The organism is Ruegeria sp. (genome assembly GCF_965243365.1).
Classification (GTDB): Bacteria; Pseudomonadota; Alphaproteobacteria; order Rhodobacterales; family Rhodobacteraceae; genus Ruegeria.
Genome location: NZ_CBDEUW010000002.1, coordinates 3,216,656 through 3,233,487 on the forward strand (window position 1 = coordinate 3,216,656; position 16,832 = coordinate 3,233,487).

Annotated in this window: 15 protein-coding genes; 6 read left to right on the forward strand and 9 right to left on the reverse strand. The window is 57.8% G+C overall.

Features of this window, described 5'->3' with window-relative positions; genetic code table 11:
• The first annotated feature begins 65 nt into the window (after positions 1 to 65).
• Together ACP0GE_RS19665 and ACP0GE_RS19670 are read left to right on the forward strand one after the other, a co-directional pair.
• Complete coding sequence (locus ACP0GE_RS19665; RefSeq protein WP_424833591.1) at positions 66 to 2,678, forward strand: TRAP transporter permease; 2,613 nt, start codon at positions 66 to 68, stop codon at positions 2,676 to 2,678.
• Complete coding sequence (locus ACP0GE_RS19670; RefSeq protein WP_424833592.1) at positions 2,675 to 3,106, forward strand: universal stress protein; 432 nt, start codon at positions 2,675 to 2,677, stop codon at positions 3,104 to 3,106. The genes ACP0GE_RS19665 and ACP0GE_RS19670 overlap by 4 nt, the downstream gene beginning before the upstream one ends.
• Before the next feature lie 18 nt (positions 3,107 to 3,124).
• Here ACP0GE_RS19670 and ACP0GE_RS19675 read toward each other — a convergent pair whose 3' ends face one another.
• From ACP0GE_RS19675 to ACP0GE_RS19690, 4 genes are all read right to left on the reverse strand, one after another.
• The gene (locus tag ACP0GE_RS19675; protein ID WP_424833593.1) at positions 3,125 to 3,940 is read right to left on the reverse strand and encodes a sugar phosphate isomerase/epimerase family protein; all 816 of its coding nucleotides are present in this window, start codon (positions 3,938 to 3,940) and stop codon (positions 3,125 to 3,127) included.
• A 63-nt stretch (positions 3,941 to 4,003) separates the two neighbouring features.
• Complete coding sequence (locus ACP0GE_RS19680) at positions 4,004 to 5,038, reverse strand: lipocalin-like domain-containing protein (protein WP_424833594.1); 1,035 nt, start codon at positions 5,036 to 5,038, stop codon at positions 4,004 to 4,006.
• Positions 5,028 to 7,439 carry an FtsX-like permease family protein gene (locus tag ACP0GE_RS19685; protein ID WP_424833595.1) on the reverse strand — a complete coding sequence of 804 codons (2,412 nt, stop codon included), beginning with the start codon at positions 7,437 to 7,439 and terminating at the stop codon, positions 5,028 to 5,030. The genes ACP0GE_RS19680 and ACP0GE_RS19685 overlap by 11 nt, the downstream gene beginning before the upstream one ends.
• Positions 7,436 to 8,083: an ABC transporter ATP-binding protein gene (locus tag ACP0GE_RS19690; RefSeq protein ID WP_424833596.1), complete on the reverse strand. Its 648-nt coding sequence runs from the start codon at positions 8,081 to 8,083 to the stop codon at positions 7,436 to 7,438. Before ACP0GE_RS19690 ends, ACP0GE_RS19685 begins: the two co-directional genes overlap by 4 nt.
• Before the next feature lie 176 nt (positions 8,084 to 8,259).
• Between ACP0GE_RS19690 and ACP0GE_RS19695 the strand changes: the two genes are divergently transcribed.
• Positions 8,260 to 8,694, forward strand: coding sequence for an ion channel (locus ACP0GE_RS19695; protein ID WP_424833597.1), 435 nt, complete (start codon positions 8,260 to 8,262; stop codon positions 8,692 to 8,694).
• Here ACP0GE_RS19695 and cls read toward each other — a convergent pair.
• The 3 genes from cls to ACP0GE_RS19710 form a co-directional block, all read right to left on the reverse strand.
• Entirely contained in the window at positions 8,691 to 10,103 is a 1,413-nt protein-coding gene (cls, locus tag ACP0GE_RS19700) for a cardiolipin synthase (protein ID WP_424833598.1), read from the reverse strand. The genes ACP0GE_RS19695 and cls overlap by 4 nt on opposite strands.
• A gap of 23 nt (positions 10,104 to 10,126) precedes the next feature.
• Entirely contained in the window at positions 10,127 to 11,101 is a 975-nt protein-coding gene (locus ACP0GE_RS19705) for an HAD family hydrolase (protein WP_424833599.1), read from the reverse strand.
• A 72-nt stretch (positions 11,102 to 11,173) separates the two neighbouring features.
• On the reverse strand, positions 11,174 to 12,700 hold the full coding sequence (locus ACP0GE_RS19710; RefSeq protein ID WP_424833875.1) for an arylsulfatase: 1,527 nt from the start codon (positions 12,698 to 12,700) through the stop codon (positions 11,174 to 11,176).
• Positions 12,701 to 12,977: 277 nt separating this feature from the next.
• On the opposite strand from ACP0GE_RS19710, the gene ACP0GE_RS19715 reads away from it, so the two are divergent.
• Positions 12,978 to 13,658, forward strand: coding sequence for a Crp/Fnr family transcriptional regulator (locus tag ACP0GE_RS19715; protein WP_424833600.1), 681 nt, complete (start codon positions 12,978 to 12,980; stop codon positions 13,656 to 13,658).
• Here ACP0GE_RS19715 and ACP0GE_RS19720 read toward each other — a convergent pair.
• Positions 13,641 to 14,738: an AI-2E family transporter gene (locus tag ACP0GE_RS19720; protein WP_424833601.1), complete on the reverse strand. Its 1,098-nt coding sequence runs from the start codon at positions 14,736 to 14,738 to the stop codon at positions 13,641 to 13,643. The genes ACP0GE_RS19715 and ACP0GE_RS19720 overlap by 18 nt on opposite strands.
• A 144-nt stretch (positions 14,739 to 14,882) precedes the next feature.
• On the opposite strand from ACP0GE_RS19720, the gene ACP0GE_RS19725 reads away from it, so the two are divergent.
• Positions 14,883 to 15,752, forward strand: coding sequence for a YihY/virulence factor BrkB family protein (locus ACP0GE_RS19725; protein ID WP_424833602.1), 870 nt, complete (start codon positions 14,883 to 14,885; stop codon positions 15,750 to 15,752).
• Between the two features lie 102 nt (positions 15,753 to 15,854).
• Positions 15,855 to 16,049, forward strand: coding sequence for a hypothetical protein (locus tag ACP0GE_RS19730; RefSeq protein ID WP_424833603.1), 195 nt, complete (start codon positions 15,855 to 15,857; stop codon positions 16,047 to 16,049).
• A gap of 6 nt (positions 16,050 to 16,055) precedes the next feature.
• On the opposite strand, the gene ACP0GE_RS19735 is transcribed toward ACP0GE_RS19730, so the two are convergent.
• Positions 16,056 to 16,772, reverse strand: a complete 717-nt coding sequence (locus tag ACP0GE_RS19735; protein ID WP_424833604.1) for an RlmE family RNA methyltransferase — start codon at positions 16,770 to 16,772, stop codon at positions 16,056 to 16,058.
• Between the last annotated feature and the right edge of the window lie 60 nt (positions 16,773 to 16,832).

Here is a 16,832-nt window from a genome sequence, read left to right on the forward strand (position 1 = left end):
CACCCAAGCCCGTAGAAACGGGTGATTCAGAAGGCCGGAAAAGGCCGCGACGGGGAGACATTTTCATGAGTTCCGACACACAGTCCAATCGTCCACTTTCCGAAGAAGAGCTGCAGGAGCTTGTAGCCTCGTCCGACGCGGGTGGACGCAATCCAGTCGGTAATGTCGGAGTTTTTCTGGCGGTTGTGGCGGCAATCTGGTCGATCTTTCAGGTCGTTCTGGCCTCGCCATTGGCGAATTATGTTCTGCCTGGCAGCGTAGTGAACAACGCGCGTCAGTTCCACCTGGCCTTTGCCATGTTTCTGGCCTTTGCGGCCTATCCTGCGCTGAAATCCAGCCCGCGTGACTACATTCCTGTCCAGGACTGGATCATGGGCCTGCTGGGTACGTTTGTCGCGCTTTACGGTTATTTCTTCTATGAAAAGATCGTCGACGCAGGCGGCCTTGCAGATGACACAGACAAGTGGGTCGCCCTTGTTGGTCTGCTGCTTCTGTTCGAGGCCGCGCGCCGCGCGCTTGGCCCGGCTATGGCGATTATTGCGACGATTTTTCTGGCCTATGTGTTCTTCGGCTCATCCGAGTGGGTGCCTGAAGTTATCCGTTGGAAAGGTGCCAGCCTGAAGAAAGCAATGAGCCATATGTGGATCACCTCCGAGGGCGTGTTCGGCATCGCTCTAGGCGTCTCTACGAAATTCGTGTTCCTGTTCGTGCTATTCGGAGCATTGCTCGATAAGGCCGGGGCAGGGAACTACTTTATCAAAATGGCCTTTGGTGCACTGGGTCACCTGCGCGGCGGCCCGGCCAAGGCTGCGGTTGTGGGCTCGGCGGCGACCGGACTGATCTCGGGTTCGTCCATCGCCAACGTTGTGACAACGGGCACGTTCACCATCCCGCTGATGAAGCGCGTTGGTTTTAGCAGTGAACAGGCGGGCTCGGTCGAGGTTGCCTCGTCTGTGAACGGCCAGATCATGCCGCCGGTGATGGGGGCTGCGGCCTTCCTGATGGTGGAATATGTGGGCATCTCTTACGTCGAGGTGATCACCCACGCCTTCCTGCCTGCGGCGATTTCCTACATCGCGCTGGTCTATATCGTGCATCTCGAGGCGGTGAAGCGGAACATGCCCACGCTGGGCGACCGTGACGTGCATCTGGCGCGGACGGTTGTGGGGATGCTGTCCTTTTTCCTTGTCTTCGCCGGGTTGTGCTACGGCTCGCAATTCCCGGTCGACGCGGTCACCGCGTGGGTGCCGTCGGCGGCAGGTCTGGTGCTGAGCTTGATCGTCTGTGCCGTCTATGTCGCGCTGCTGTATCTGGCCGCCCAAGTGCCTGATCTGGAGCCGGATGACCCGAATGCCAAAGAGGTGCAACTGCCGGTCATTGCTGACATCTACAAAGCCGGTCTGCATTATCTGCTGCCGATCATCGTTCTGGTCTATTTCCTGATGATCGAACAGAAATCACCCGGCCTGTCGGCCTTCTGGGCCACCGCACTACTGTTTGTCATCCTACTGACGCAGAAACCGCTCAAGGCGATCTTCCGGGGCGAAAGCGACGTCTATAACCGCTTCATCGACGGCGTTGCCGACCTGTGGCAGGGCCTGATCGATGGCGCGCGCAACATGATCGGCATTGCCCTGGCCACGGCCACGGCGGGTGTAATCGTGGGCACCGTGACCCTGACTGGTGTCGGACAGGTGATGGCCGATCTGGTCGAATTCCTGTCGGGTGGCAATTTGATCCTGATGCTGGTGATGGTGGGTATCCTCAGCCTGATCCTGGGTATGGGTCTGCCAACCACGGCGAACTATATCGTTGTCAGCTCGCTGATGGCTGGGGTTGTGGTCGAACTGGGCGCACAAAGCGGGTTGATCGTGCCGCTGATTGCGGTCCACCTGTTCGTGTTCTACTTCGGCATCATGGCTGACGTGACACCTCCGGTCGGGTTGGCAAGTTTCGCTGCCGCAGCTGTGTCGGGTGGCGACGCGATCCGAACAGGCTTTACCGCGTTTTTCTACAGCCTGCGTACCGTCGCGCTGCCGTTTGTGTTCATCTTCAACACCGACTTGCTGCTGATCGATGTAACATGGGTCGAAGGCATAATCGTCGCCATATTCGCGACGATAGCGATCCTGGTCTTTACGGCGGGAACAATGGGCTATTTCCTGACGCATAGCCGCATCTACGAAAGCATCGCGCTGATCTTTGTCGCCTTTGCTCTGTTCCGGCCGGATTATTTCATGGACCGCATCTCGCCGCCTTATGCGTCGGTAGAACCATCCGCCTTTGTGGAAACCATAGGGCAGACGCCGCCGGGGTCCGAAGTGCGACTGGTGGTCAGTGGGCCAGACTTTGACACGCTTGAGATGACGGACACCACGGTCGTTGTAACCGTCGGCGATGAAGAAGGCGGCCAGGCGCGGGTGGATGCCATGGGCCTGCTGCTGCTGGAAGAGGACGGGTTGGTTAAACTGGAAGAGCCGTTGTTCGGCACACCTGTCGCGGATGAGTTGGACATCTTCGACTATTACGGGGATGAAGCTGTTCGCCTGACCTCGGTCAGCTTGCCGTCTAGCCAACCTCCGAAACAGTTGATCTATATCCCGGCGATGATCCTGCTGGGGCTGATCGCCTTCCTGCAACGCGGCCGTGCCGCCAGACAAGAAGAGGTGCCCGCATGATACGCTCTGTCCTTTGTGCCGTTGACGCCGGAAAACCGGAAACCGATGCCGAAGTGCTGCGACAGGCGGCCCGCATGGCTGATCTGGATGGCGCACAACTGGATGTGGTCACTGTGCTGCCGGATTATGGTGAGTCGTTTGTCGGTAGTTTCTTTGAACCTGAACATCACGAACATGCGATAGAAAACGCCCATAAAGCCTTGGAACAGCTGGGAGATTCTGTTCTGGGCGCTGAACGCAACGCAAAAGTGCGCCATGTCGTGGCGACCGGAACCGCGTATCAGGAAATTCTGCACACAGCCGAGTCTGCTGGCAGTGACCTGATCGTCATCGGGGCGCATCGTCCTGATCTGAAAGACTATCTGTTGGGTCCGAACGCCGCGCGTGTTGTGCGGCATTCGACCGTATCGGTGTATGTTGTTCGCTAGCGCGTGAATTGGGGCTGGCTATTCTGCCAATCCCAACGCCTGCAGGTACTCGAACCCAGGCAGAACATCCCGGCTGTCGCGCAATTCCAGAACCAGCCGGGCCGTTGGTGCGCATTGCACCAGCGCTTCGAAAACCGCGTGCCAGTTGACCGTCCCGCGACCCGGTGGCCAGTGGCGGTCTGCGTATCCATCGGCATCCTGCAGATGGACGTGCCCCAACCGCGCACCGGCAGATCGGACGAAATAGTCGACAGGCGGCGCACCGGTTGACCCGTGGGCATAGTGCGCGTGACCGGTATCCAGTGACACCTTTACGTGCTCGACCCCAAAGCTGTTGGCCAGTTTCAAGCGGTCGCTCGGGTCTTTGTCCTCGATGTTTTCGATCACTATTTCGATGCCCAAACGGCCTGCACGTGCAACAACCGGGACCAGAGTGTCATGGGTTCGGGCGATCATGGCATCCCGGCCCGTCGCATCCGCATCGCGGTTATTATAGCTCCAGGTTTTGTAAGGCGAATGCAGTACCATCTGCGTCGCGCCCAAAGATGCAGGGCAATCCAGCCCCTGATTCAGCCGCATTTGCACCACGGTCCGGACTTCGGGATCGCGGCAATCGAGCGGCAGATCGTAGAATGGGCCATGAATGCCCAATCGGCCCTCATAGCCTTGCAAAGCGGCCTTGGCTGACGCCACCAAATCCAGCGCGGGATCGCCCAGGTTCTCGGGGAAGATAAGATCCTGAATCTCCAGATCTCGTTGGCCATCAATCAGCCAGTCGCGATGCGCTGCCAGGTCGGCCACCATCAACGCGGCGCCTATTTTCAGTTTTTTCATGAGCAGACCCTTTCCGTTGCGGTCCGCAGTAATGACAAGCTGTAACACCCTGACGACAAAGCCTCAGTAGCCGGTCATCTCCAGATATCCGCGGCCCGAATGACTGCCCGAGACGTGCACGGGGCCTTCCCAATATTCGAATCTGGTGTCCATCCAGGCATCTGGTATCAGGGCCGACACCTCGACATCCAGTCCACGTTCAGGAATTTCGACGCGCCATTTTATGGGGATATCCCGTCCGGCGACTTCAGCTGTTTCTTGCGAAGTAAAGGTCGCGGCACCGTCGGGCAGGGGGCTGCTGTGTCCATCGGGGCCAATCCACGTCGCGGCGGTGAAATCTCCGCGCGCGCCACGTAATCGAAAGGCCATCAGTTTGTCGCCGTCTTCGAAGCTTAGCGAAAACCAATCCCAGCCGCTCTGGTCCGACGCTAGCGGTTGCGAGGACCATTCCCGGTCCAACCAGCCCTGACCCGTAACCGCGACATTCCGGTCCGGCAGGCGCAAAATGCCTTCGACCGTGTAAAACGGCTGCGAGTAGTAATAACTGGCCTGCCCATCGGCGGATTTAACGGAAAAACCGTTATCGCCGTGAAACACCAGCGGACCGGTGGCTTGCAAAGACAGCTCATAGCCGAAGTCGGTGTCGTTGGCGGCAAGAGACAAGGTGTCGATGTCTTGACCCCGCATGTGCCATTCGTCGATCCAGGCTTCAAAAGGTTGGGCCGTGACGCCAGCCTGACCAATTCCGCCACGCGACAGCCGCTCGGCGAAAAAGTGCATTTCGGGCGTGGTGACGGCGGCGTGGGCCAACCACAATTGCGGGCTTTGCCAACCTTCAGTGTCGTAAGGTTTCAGGGCCGAGCGGAATAGGGTCCATTGGATGCCGTAGTCCTGCCCATCCTCCCCGCGTAAATTTGCGGTCAGGTACCACCATTCGATCCGATAGCTTGGGTGCGGGCCATGATCGCGTGGGAATGAGAAGGAATAGCCGGCTTGCGGGACATCAAACCCTTCTGCCGTTCCACCCAGCCCGGCATATCCTTGTGCCCAGCCTGCACAGGGCAGCCACAACATCAGCACGAGAAGTCTAACGTTCATTTGCAAATACCCTCAGAAGTTCAACCGGTGGCAAACGCATCAATCGCCACGCAGGCAGTGCGGCGGCCAAAGCGGCGGCCAGTAGGGTCAAAAGGAACAGCCAGAGCCAGTCGATTGGGAACAAGAACATCGGCAAACGCCAGCCGAAGGCTTGGACATTGATGACTGCCAACAAAACCCACGCCAACAGCAGCCCCAACGGCAAAGCCAGGCACGCAGTCAGCGTGGCCAGCAACAGGCTGCGCAACAGCTCAAGCCGTGCCAGTTGTGCGCGCGTCATGCCCAGCGCCCAGACCGGAGCCACCTGTGGCAGGCGTTGGGTCCATAGCGTCAAAAGGCTGGTGAGAATGGCGAAGCCTGCGACACCCAGCGTCAGTATGTTCAGCGCCGAGGTTACAACAAAGGTCTTGTCAAAAACCGCCAGTGATTGCGCCTTCATCGCGCTCTGATGGACAACCGCGCGCGGCGGTAGATCGAACTGTTCCCGTAGTTGTCGCGCCAGATTGCCGGCCATTTCCGGCGCAACGCGGATACCAAACCGACGCGAAGCAGTGCCCGGTGCAATGGCGTCAAGCTGCGTCATAGACACAATAGCTTGGCCAGTTGGGTTGCCATAATCGGAATAGACGCCTGCAATGTTCAGGGTATGGTCCGGGCTAAGGGTCACGCTGTCCCCGGGCCAAAGATTAGCGCGTCTGGCCAACTGCTCGTTAATCAGAATGGCACCGTCATACAGGACATCGTCCCATGCGTTGGGGGCACGCGCGATCAGCGGCCACTTCTGACGGTAAGTCTCATCATCAATGACGCCATACAGAAACAACGGCCCCGTTTCATGGGCCAGTTCGGCGCTGCGGATTGGAAGAACAGCGTCTGCGCGGGTTTCCAGCCAGCGCGAAACTCTGGCGGCTTGTTCTTCACTTGTCGCGGTCACGTACAACTCGGACGTCAGGCGTTGGTCCAGCCACCCGGTGAAGGTCAGGCGAAAGCTGGATACCATTGTGCCAACCCCGATGTTTGCGGCCAGTGCCAACAACAGAGCCATGAGCGCCAGTGAAAGATTAGGCAACTGCGCGCGCATATCGGCCCAGACCCACTGTGCGACGGGTCCGCGGGCGTATCGCGTGAAAATGGACAGAAGTCCTGACAAGAGGGTTGGCAGAACCAGGGCCGCGCCAGTCAGCAGACAGGCTAATAGCGCGAACCCTGTGATCAGGCCACCGGCAGAGAACAGCAATCCGAACCCGCCCAGGAGTAACGCAAGACCCAATATTCCTGCCAGACGCTGCGAGTTCGCTCTGCGCCACGCCTGTAATCCTGATCCTGCCAGTAGCGGCATACGCGAGAGCCGACACAAGGCTTGGCCACTGGAGGCAAGAGTGCCGCCGATAGCCATGACAAGCCCGGCCAATACCCAGCTTGGGCGAAGGCTGAGTTGCCCATCGACCGGTGCGCCGTAAAGCCCGCGCAGCGTTGCTGCGACATCGGGGATCAGGGCTCCGGCCAGAAAATACCCCAGTATCAGGCCAAGAAGACCGCCAATTAGAGCCAGCAGGACAAGCTCGGCCAGGATCAGCCACACAAGGCGGCGCATCGGCACCCCCAGCGCCCGTAAGGTGCGGATCACCCCGCGCCGTTGCGCGAAGGCCAAACCGACGGTTCCATGGACGATGAACAGCCCCACCGCGAAAGACAGCAGCCCAAAAGCCGACAGGTTGAGGTGAAAACTGTCGGTCAGCTGCGCAGTATCCGTCCGGGCAGAGGGGCTGGATCGTACAAGTTCAGGGGCGATCTGAGACAACCGCGGCAAGTTCGCGGGCTGATCTGGCAAGACAACAAGACGAGAGATCATGTTAGGCTGCGCCAGCAGGGTTTCCGCCACGCCGATATCCGTCAGGATCAGGTCCGGGGGCAGAGCCGTACTGGCAATGATTGGTGGAAATCCGTCTTGTCCGGAAAACAGGGGAGCGAGCTCCACCGGCACCAACAGGCGACCCGGCGCAGTTAGCACGTCCGCTGGATCAGGGGGTGCGCTGCTCTGTTCCGCTTGGGTGGTGGCGGGTACCGCGGGGTAGGTAACCATATCCACGCCCATCACACGGATTGTCGTACCATTCACCCGCAGATTGCCTTCCAGAACTGCGGCCACCTGCCAGCCCGTGCGCCGCAGGGCCACGTATTGCTTTAAGGGGATCGGACCGGCGGGGTGATGCAGCTCGTCAAACTGACCCAAAGCCAGTTGAGCATTGGCCCGAGCATAGCTGGCTCGCGCCTCGGCATTGATGGCCTGAACAGCGGACCACAAACCGGTCGCAAGAGCGATCCCGGTCAGCAGGGTTATCAATTGCAGCCGATGGCTGCGCCAATGCGACAGCAAAACCTGCAGGCACGGCCCGATCATGTGATCCGACCACCTGACAGATGTGCCCGTCGGTCCAATCGCGCGGCGATATCCTGCGAATGGGTGACAAGCAGCAAAGCGGCACCTGTTTCAGCGACCAGGGAAAGCATCAGGTCCAGTACCACCGCGCTTGCGGTCTCATCCAGATTGCCCGTCGGCTCATCTGCCAGCAACAGCTTGGGCCGTGTGGCCATCGCCCGCCCAATGGCGACCCGTTGCTGTTGCCCGCCCGACAGCTGTTCGGGGTAGCGCTGTAGCAGTTCTGCAAGGCCCAGGCGCTCGGCCAGTGTTGCTGTCCACTCTGGATCCTCGCGGTCGGCGAGGCGGGCATGGATCGACAAGTTCTGTTGCACTGTTAACGAGGGGATCAGGTTAAACTGTTGAAACACCAGCGACAGGGTGATCCGCCGCAGCGCTGCCCGACCTGTGTCATCCAGATTGGATATGGCGGTTCCGTCTAGGGTGATCTCACCCCCGTCGAACCCATCCAGAGCTGCGGCGAGGTGCAGCAAGGTGCTTTTGCCGCTGCCGCTTTCTCCGGTCAGGGCCAGTGTTTCGCCCTGATCCAGGTTCAGGGATACCTCACTCAGAACAGGCCGACCGCCGGGATAGGATTTTGAGACGTGGTCAATGGTCAGAAGCATCGGAAAGCTCGCATTGTGCAGCTCACAATGTGCAACCCGCACCGGCGGAGTCCAGCGCTGACCGCTATCCGGTTCCATTCGCCGCAGGCGCTGTTTCTGACGGTGGGGTTGTTCAAATCACATTGGCAGACCATTCTGGGGAAGTAGAGGGCGAGGCACGGGAAAGGACCGGCTAAATGACGTTGTCGCAGCAGATTCTTTGGGGCAGCATTTATCTGGGCGTCTGCTTTTTGATCGAGATCATCTTGCTGACATGGTGCGTCCTGACGCTGCGCCGGTTCCTTGAGAAATGGGAAAGCAGCAGCGCAATCCTGGCAACGGCCGGGCCCATTGGCATCGCGCTTGTATTCATAGTCTTCACACACACTGTGCAGGTTTGGATCTGGGCTATTGTGTGGGTTCTGGGGGATGTCTTGCCTGACTGGAATACAGCGCTGTATTTCTCGCTGGTGACATTCACGACGCTGGGATACGGCGACATCGTTCTGGGCGAGGGGTTGCGGATATTCGGTGCCTTTGCGTCGGTCACGGGACTTTTGGCATTTGGTCTGTCCACCGCATTCCTTGTTGCGCTGATGACCCGTGTCTTTCAGGAAAAGTTCTTTTCCTAAAGGATTGGGGCGAAAAGCCGTGCGATCGGCGCGCCAAAGCGAATATGCGCCGGTTGCTGTTGCAGGGACCGCGTGAGCTCGTAGCTTGCTTCAAAGTCGGTTTTCAGCATGTCATGCGTGGCTTGCGCGGCACGGCTGTCGAAGAAAAGCGCCATTGCCTCAAAGTTCAGCCGGAAGGACCGGTTGTCCAGATTGGTTGTTCCAACGGCGGCCAGCGTATCGTCGACCAGAATGACCTTTTGGTGCATGAACCCGTCGGTGTATCGGAACACCCGTGCCCCACAGTTGCGGATCTCGTCAAAATAGGCAAAGGCAGCCAGCCATGGCAGGCGATGGTCGATCACCTCGGGCACCAGAATGCGCACATCTACGCCACGTAGTGCCGCATGTTGCAGGGCCGTCATGATGTCGATGTCCGGCACGAAATAAGGGGACGCGATCCAAAGACGCTCTTTCGCTTCGGCGATGGCGGCAAAAAACATCATTGCACCGGTCTCGGTGTCATCTCCGGGGCCCGTCGCGACCAGAAGGGCATTCATGTCCTGTTCAGATTCGCTTCCGGCCCAGTCCAGTTGATCGATCAGATCCTCGTTGCGGGCCCAGTGCCAGTCTTCGATGAAGATCAGTTGTAGTTGCCGGACGATATGCCCTGTCATCTTCAGATGCGTATCGCGCCAGCGCCCGAATTTGGGGTTCTGACCCAGATATTCGACGCCGACATTATGGCCGCCAATGAACCCGGTTTCACCGTCAACAATCACGGTCTTGCGGTGATTTCGATAGTTCAGTTGAAATCGGAAATTCGGCCCACGTTGTTCGCGCGGGTCAGCTACATCGATTCCGCCCGCGCGCAGACCTTCAAGGTACGAGGACGACAATCCGTAGCTTCCAACCGCGTCCGTCATAAAGCGGACATGGACGCCGCGATTTACGGCGTCGATCAGGCGATCCCGAAGGTCGCGGCCCAGTGCGTCGTCACGAATGATGTAGAACTGGATAAGTATATAATTCTTGGCCGTATCAATGGCCTCAAAAATGGCTTTGAACGTGGCTTCACCATCGACCAGCAACTCGGCCCCGTTGCCGCGGGACACCGGCAGATGGGCCAGCGCCTCGAACGGGCGGGGATTGATGCGTAACGTCGCCGGGTCAGGTTTTGAGAAATCGGCAAAAGACTTGATGCCTTCGACCACCCTTTCGCTTTCCCGCCGCGCGATGCGGTAACCGCGAAACCGATGATGACCGAGGAACAGGTACAGCGGCACGCCCAGAAAAGGGGCGGTCAAAAGGAAGACCACCCAGCCAACCGCGCCCTGCGGTGTGCGGGCGGTCTGAGCCGCGCGCACGGCAAAAACGCCCGCGACACAGTACATTGCGAATACGGTTAACGAGACAAGCAGAGTCCACATTGGGGCGTTGAAGTCCTAAAGGTTCAGTTCGCGCCAGTGTAGATGCGTGACCAGTCATTTGCCATATCAACGATAACCCAGCCCATGTCGGGCCCTTTATCCAGCCCGTCGACAAGGCGACCTATCGGACTTTCGCGGTCATAAGCCCATTCCCGTTCGGCATCCGTGTGATGGACCAGAACCCCCAGCCGTGGCCCGTCACCGGCCGTTGTCCACTCCAGCATGGCAAAGTCACCATCCGAGTTTCCACCCGCAAGGATGGGGCGACGCCCGATAGTACGTTCGATGTTGATGGGTTTGCCTTCCTTGTCGTCGATAAACGCGATTCCGGTGGTTTTGGTAATCACCGGCGTTCCGGTCGAGCTGTCATAGGATGTTTCGCCATAGGTGCCCAGAACTTGCTCGGGGGGAATCCCATACGCCTCCTCGGCGAAGACGCGCATGAAATGCAGGCCGCCGCCCGAGACGATATAGGTTTTGAATCCCTCATCTCGCAGATAGCGCAGCAACTCGACCATCGGTTGGTAAGTCATCTGATGGTAAGGAAGGTCGGTCCTCGGATGGCGCGCCGTATCCAGCCATTCGGCAACTGCGTCCTGAAACGCGTCAACGGTTGCACCAGCATGGGTCGCATTGACCACTTCGATCAAAGCGTCATGCCCGCCTTTCAGAACGGTTTCGACATCCCCTTCAGCTGCTGCCTTTAACGCGGGGCTGGTCAGGATCGAAGGGTCCTGTTCCGCCAGATCAGCAAGACGGTCCATGGCAAAGATGAATTGGAAATACACCGGCTGCTCTGCCCAAAGTGTGCCGTCATTGTCAAAAACGGCGATCCGTTCAGACGGTGTGACGTAGTCCGTATGCGCCGGATCAGAGACCGCTTCGACGAACGAGATAATCCGATCCTTCGATTCAGAATCCGTCCAGCTGGGCAGGGGATCGGCGAAAGCAATCAGGGGCAGGGTGATCAGCAGAATCGAAAGCGATGGCAGTTTCATGGGAATGCTCCGTTTCAAATAATCAGGGGCCGCATAGTCAGCGGCCCCTGAAGTATCATAAGACCTTTCGCATCAATTGTTTGTCGGTTGCGACAGCTTCTTCATCACTTGGTCCAGGTTGAAGCTGGCTGCTTCCTGCCGCGGTGGGAATTCCTGGAAAGTGGCCAGGAAGCCGCCAACATATTGCTGCGCCGGAACCAGGAAATACGCCCGGTCCAACAGCCAGTCGTAATATGTATTCGACGTCCGGTAGGCGCGCTCATACGGATCGCGGCGCAGGTTGATGATCAGCGGGATACGCAGCTCGGTCCATGGTTCGATCCACGCCCGCAGGGTGGCCCAGGCCTTCTGCTCGAGGAAGATCAGCTTCCAGTCGTCAAAGCGCAGCGCGGTCAGATCGCCGTCATCCGAGAAATAGAATATCTCGCGACGCGGGCTTTCCGTGGTCTCTCCGGTCAGCAGGGGCAGGATGTTATAGCCGTCCAGATGCACCTTGTAGTCGCGCCCCATAGCAGGCGAGCTGTAACCGGCCATCAGCTTTTCCTTGATTTCCGGGTCACCGGCGATGGCCAGATAGGTCGGTAGCCAGTCCATGTGGTGGACGATCTCATTGCTGATCGATCCCGCCTCGATCTGGCCGGGCCAACGCACCATTGAGGGTACACGCCACCCGCCTTCCCAGTTGGTGTTCTTCTCGCCCCAGAACGGGGTCGCGGCTGCGTCCGGCCAGGTGTTCATGTGCGGGCCGTTATCGGTTGAGTAGTGGACGATGGTGTTGTCGGCGATGCCAAGCTCATCCAGCAGGTCCAGCAATTGGCCGACATGCATGTCATGCTCGATCATACCGGCGGTGTATTCATCGGCGGGGCCTCCGAAGATCTCATTCGCCTGTGCGCGCATCTCGTCCTTCACATGGGTGCGGAAATGCATGCGGGTTCCGTTCCACCAAACGTAGAAAGGCGTGCCTTCCGCGTCGGCCTGCTTGATGAAGTCGATCGCAGCGGCGAGCGTTTCCTCATCGACGGTTTCCATGCGTTTGCGGGTCAGCGGGCCGGTATCTTCGATCTCACCACCGGCGCTGGATTTGATCACACCGCGCGGGCCGTAGGCTTCGCGGAAGGTGCGACCGTCAGGTAGAATCGCATCGCCGGGATAGTCCTCATTCTCAGGCTCTTCCTCGGCGTTCAGGTGATAGAGATTGCCAAAAAACTCATCGAAACCGTGGTTTGTGGGCAGATGCTCATCCTTGTCGCCAAGATGGTTCTTGCCGAACTGACCGGTCACATAACCGTGGTCTTTCAGCAAACCAGCGATTGTCGGGTCCTCGACCTGCATCCCAAGATCCGCCCCCGGTAGGCCCACCTTGGACAGGCCAGTGCGGAACACCGATTGACCCATGATGTATGACGAGCGCCCGGCGGTGCAGGATTGCTCGCCATAGTAATCGGTAAAGATCATGCCTTCCTTGGCAACACGGTCGATATTGGGTGTCTGATACCCCATCAGCCCCATCGTATAGGCCGAGATGTTGGACTGTCCGATATCGTCACCCCAAATGACAAGGATGTTTGGCTTTTGATCCTGAGCCCAGGCTGGCATGGCCAGCACAACGGCCAGCGAGGCCACGGCAGCTTTGCGCAAACTTGTATGCCAGCTGTGTAATAAAGCAGAGGAAGGTAACATGTGTTGCTCCTGAACTTGCGGACTTTGGCAGTCCTTCGAATTGATTAGCGTTCGCGATTTGAATTGATTTCAATACTCGTCGATAAGCTGTAGATTTCCCGTAGAAATTCAGTTTGCTCGGGAATCGTATGGCAATAACGTAAGCTAGTGCAGCGGTTCCAAACCTATCATATGATAAAGTTGAAATATACAGATGTTAAAAAATCTGGAGTCCCAAAACCCGTTAAGACAATCAAGCTGGTTCACGGCTCGATCCCCCGCTTTTCAGCAGGCGTTTTGGGCTTGTGCGGTCAGTAAAAGCTACGAGCCCGATCAGGCGCTTTACCTGCTGGGCGACCGGGCCGATGGCATACATGGCGTGGTCCGTGGTGCGGTTAAAATCACGACGCCCGCAGATGACGGGCAGGACTTCACCATGCATCAAGAGGGCTGTGGGTTTTGGGTTGGCGACCTTGCGCTGTTCGCTTCGACGACGCGGCTGATCAGCGTTGTGGCGACCCAGCCCACCGAGACGTTGTTTTTTCCAAGTTCCCGACTGGATCGCATGGTCAGGGATAACCCGGAATTCTTGCGCGATTTCTATGCGTTATCCTACGAGAATATGCAGAAAGCCCTGCGGATCATCGCCAATCTTGGCGTGACGGGCACTTTGAAACGTCTTGTTCTGCGATTGCTTCATCTGGAGGAGGTGGCCGCTGACAGTGACGGCTGGATTCAGATTTCCCAGGAAGAACTGGCGGGGATGATCGCAGTGTCCCCGGTAACGCTGCATCGATCGCTGCACAGCCTGACAGATCAGGGATTGATTGAGGGCGGGTACGGTCGCCTCAGGATCAAGGACAGGGGTGCTTTGATTTCACTCTGTCAAAGCTGACTGGCTGCGCGTGTCATCTTCAGCCAGCCTGCCGTCCAGTGACATGAGAATTGCCACTGGGCGCAGGGCCGGAATGTGGCTGAAGATGATCAACAGGCAGACGGTCAGGGGGACACTCAGGAAGGCTCCGATCAAGCCCCAGATGGTAGTCCAGAAGGTCAGCGCCAGAATGACCAGAAAGGTCGACATATTGAGGGATCGACCCAGCATGGCGGGATCCAGAAAATTGCCAATCAAGAACTGGAGGGTGCCGCACCCCAGCACGATCACCAAAAAAGGGCCGATGCTCTCGAATTGAACCAATGCGATCATGGCAGGAAAGACCACCGCGATGATTGAGCCGATGGACGGGATGAAGTTCAACGCGAAGGTCAGCACGGCCCAAGTCTCGGCATATTCCAGCCCCAAGGCGCGAAATACCGAGTAGCTGATTGTGGCTGTGATCAGGCTGATGAAGGTTTTGACACCCACATAGCGTTGCAAACTATATGAAATTGCATCCAGAATGGCGGCGAAATCAGCACCAAGTTTCGGGCTGCCGGCTGCAAGCCTGATCTTTTTTCGGAACGCCAGCCGCTCGGCCATCAGAAACGCCACATAGAGGCTGATCAAAAAGAACTGGTTTAGCAGAGAGGTTGCGCTGCCCAGCAATATACGGGCGACGTACGACATGTCGATGCTGACCAGATTGTCCCGGATAAAGCTGGTTACGTCATTGCCCACCAGCCCGGTGATGCGGTTCACAGCCGTGTCGAACTGGTTTTCATAAGTATTGATCGAGCGCGCGAATTGGGTGGCCTGACTGCCCAGCACGTACATGATCATGAATAAACCGGCCAGAACCACCGTGACTCCGGCGATGTTGGCAAGCCAGACCGGAGCGCGCGTCACCGCACGGACGCGATCGGCCAGCGCGATAATCAGGACGTTGACCAGCAGAGCCATCGTCAGCGGGATCAGAAATCGCGCCCCTGCATAAAGCCCCACAACGACCAGAGTCGCCACAATGCAAATATCTCGTACCGCAGCCAGCGTCAGGCGCGAGCGGGGCGGGCTGCTGTCTGGGCTGTCAGAGGTCATGCGGCTGCCTAGTTGATTACGTATCGCGATCCTGCACAGCCCGACGTGTTTATGCAATCCGGTCAGGCATTTATCGGCAAGAATTCAGCATTCCAGCGGTATTGCCATGTTCAGCCAGGTCAAAACGTGGGTTAGGGTCCAGATATGACACGCGCTTTGATTCCATCGACAGGCCAATTCCTTAACGCCTTTTGGCTGGCCCTGCGTCGGTTCAACAACAAAGATGGTTTTGTCATGAGCAGCCATGTCGCCATGTCTTTGATGATGGCACTGTTCCCATTCGTTCTGTTTACCGTGGCTTTGGCCGGTACATTATCCCAAGGCTATGTCACTGATGAGTTGATTGAGTTGATCTTCGGGGCTTGGCCCAAAGATGTTGCCGACCCGATTGTGTCCGAGTTGCGCGCAGTTCTAAACGGGGCAGGGACGGGCGTGATCACCCTGGGTGGTTTGCTGGCCGTATATTTTGCCTCGAATGGTGTCGCTGCCGTGCGCAAAGCCATGACGCAAGCCTATCACGATCAGGACCACTGGCCGTTCTGGAAGACACGTTTGATGTGTCTGGTGCTGGTTATTCTTGGCGGAGCCGCCATTCTGGCGATTGCAGCGGTCGAGGTTGTGTTGCCGGTCTACACACGGCTGGTGTCTGAAAAGACGGATGTAAACGTGGGTCAATGGCTTTCTGTTGACCGCCTGCGTTGGACGTTCACAGTGGCCGTTCCGGCAGGGACCGTTCTTCTGGCACATCTGATCCTGCCGACACGTCGGCACCGCCTGTCACAAATCCTGCCCGGGGTGATCCTGACGCTTGCATTATGGGCTGCTGGGGGCTGGGGGTTCTCGATCTACATCGCTCAATTCGCCACGTACAGCGCCACCTATGCCGGGCTTGCCGGGGCTATGGCAGCGCTGATCTTTTTGTATCTGTGTTCAGCCATGTTGATCCTTGGGGCAGAGTATAACGGCGCGCTGATTGATCTTCGAAATGCGCAGCAGGTGACGGATTCAGGCTGATCATCAGGATTGCCGAAATGGCATCGAACGGGCTGATTTGCGCCACTTTACCGGCAAAATTTAACGATATGACAACCAGGAACGAACTTTTGCAGGTGCGTCATGTCTCAACGTTATTCCACCACGGTTCAGCTTCCCGTGGGGCGCCAAAAGACCTCGCTGGATCAACGCATCGCTGAACTGCGCGCGAAAAAGCCAGTATATGTGAACCATGGTGAGGCGTTGTTGCTGCAGGGAATTGCCAACGCGTCGTTGCGGGAACAACGGATCATTGATGGCAAGTTCGATCTGGACTAGGGGCGGTTAGCCCCGAAACCCGGTCGCGACGACAAACTTCTCGGAACTGTCCGACCGTGAGGCAGGCGGTTTTACATTCGCCACTTTGGTGAACTTCTGTTTCAGCAGTTTTTGCAGATCACCCTCGGCCCCCCCGGCCAGTACCTTGGCGACGAAAGTTCCACCTTCTTCCAGCACATCGAATGCGAAATAGGCGGCGGTTTCGCACAGAGCCATGATCCGCAAGTGATCGGTCTGCTTGTGGCCCGAGGATGCGGCGGCCATATCCGACATCACTACATCTGCCTTGCCGCCCAGCCAATCTTTGACCTTTTGATCGGCGTCATCTTCCATGAAATCCAGCTGGTGCACTTCGGCGCCTGCGACCGGTTCGACCTCTTGCAGGTCGACGCCCAGAACCGTCCCGATCCGCTTGCCGCTTTTCTCGCCCAGCGCATTGACGCGCTGCACCGCCACCTGCAGCCAACCACCCGGAGCACAGCCCAGATCGACCACGCGCGCGCCCGGCACTAGAAATCGGAATTTATCATCCAGTTCCAATATCTTGAAGGCCGCACGCCCGCGATATCCTTCGGCGTTGGCGCGCTTGACATACGGATCGTTCAACTGCCGTTCCAGCCAACGGGTTGAGCTGAGCTTGCGCCCGCGTGCTGTCTTTACTTTCACCTTCAGGTCGCGCTGCCCGCGGCCTGAATTGTTTTTTCCGCTCGGCGTCTTTGCCATGCGATCAATCTCCTGGAAGCTGTCAGGTCCATACCGTCTTGCCCGAAGCTTATCAAGAAG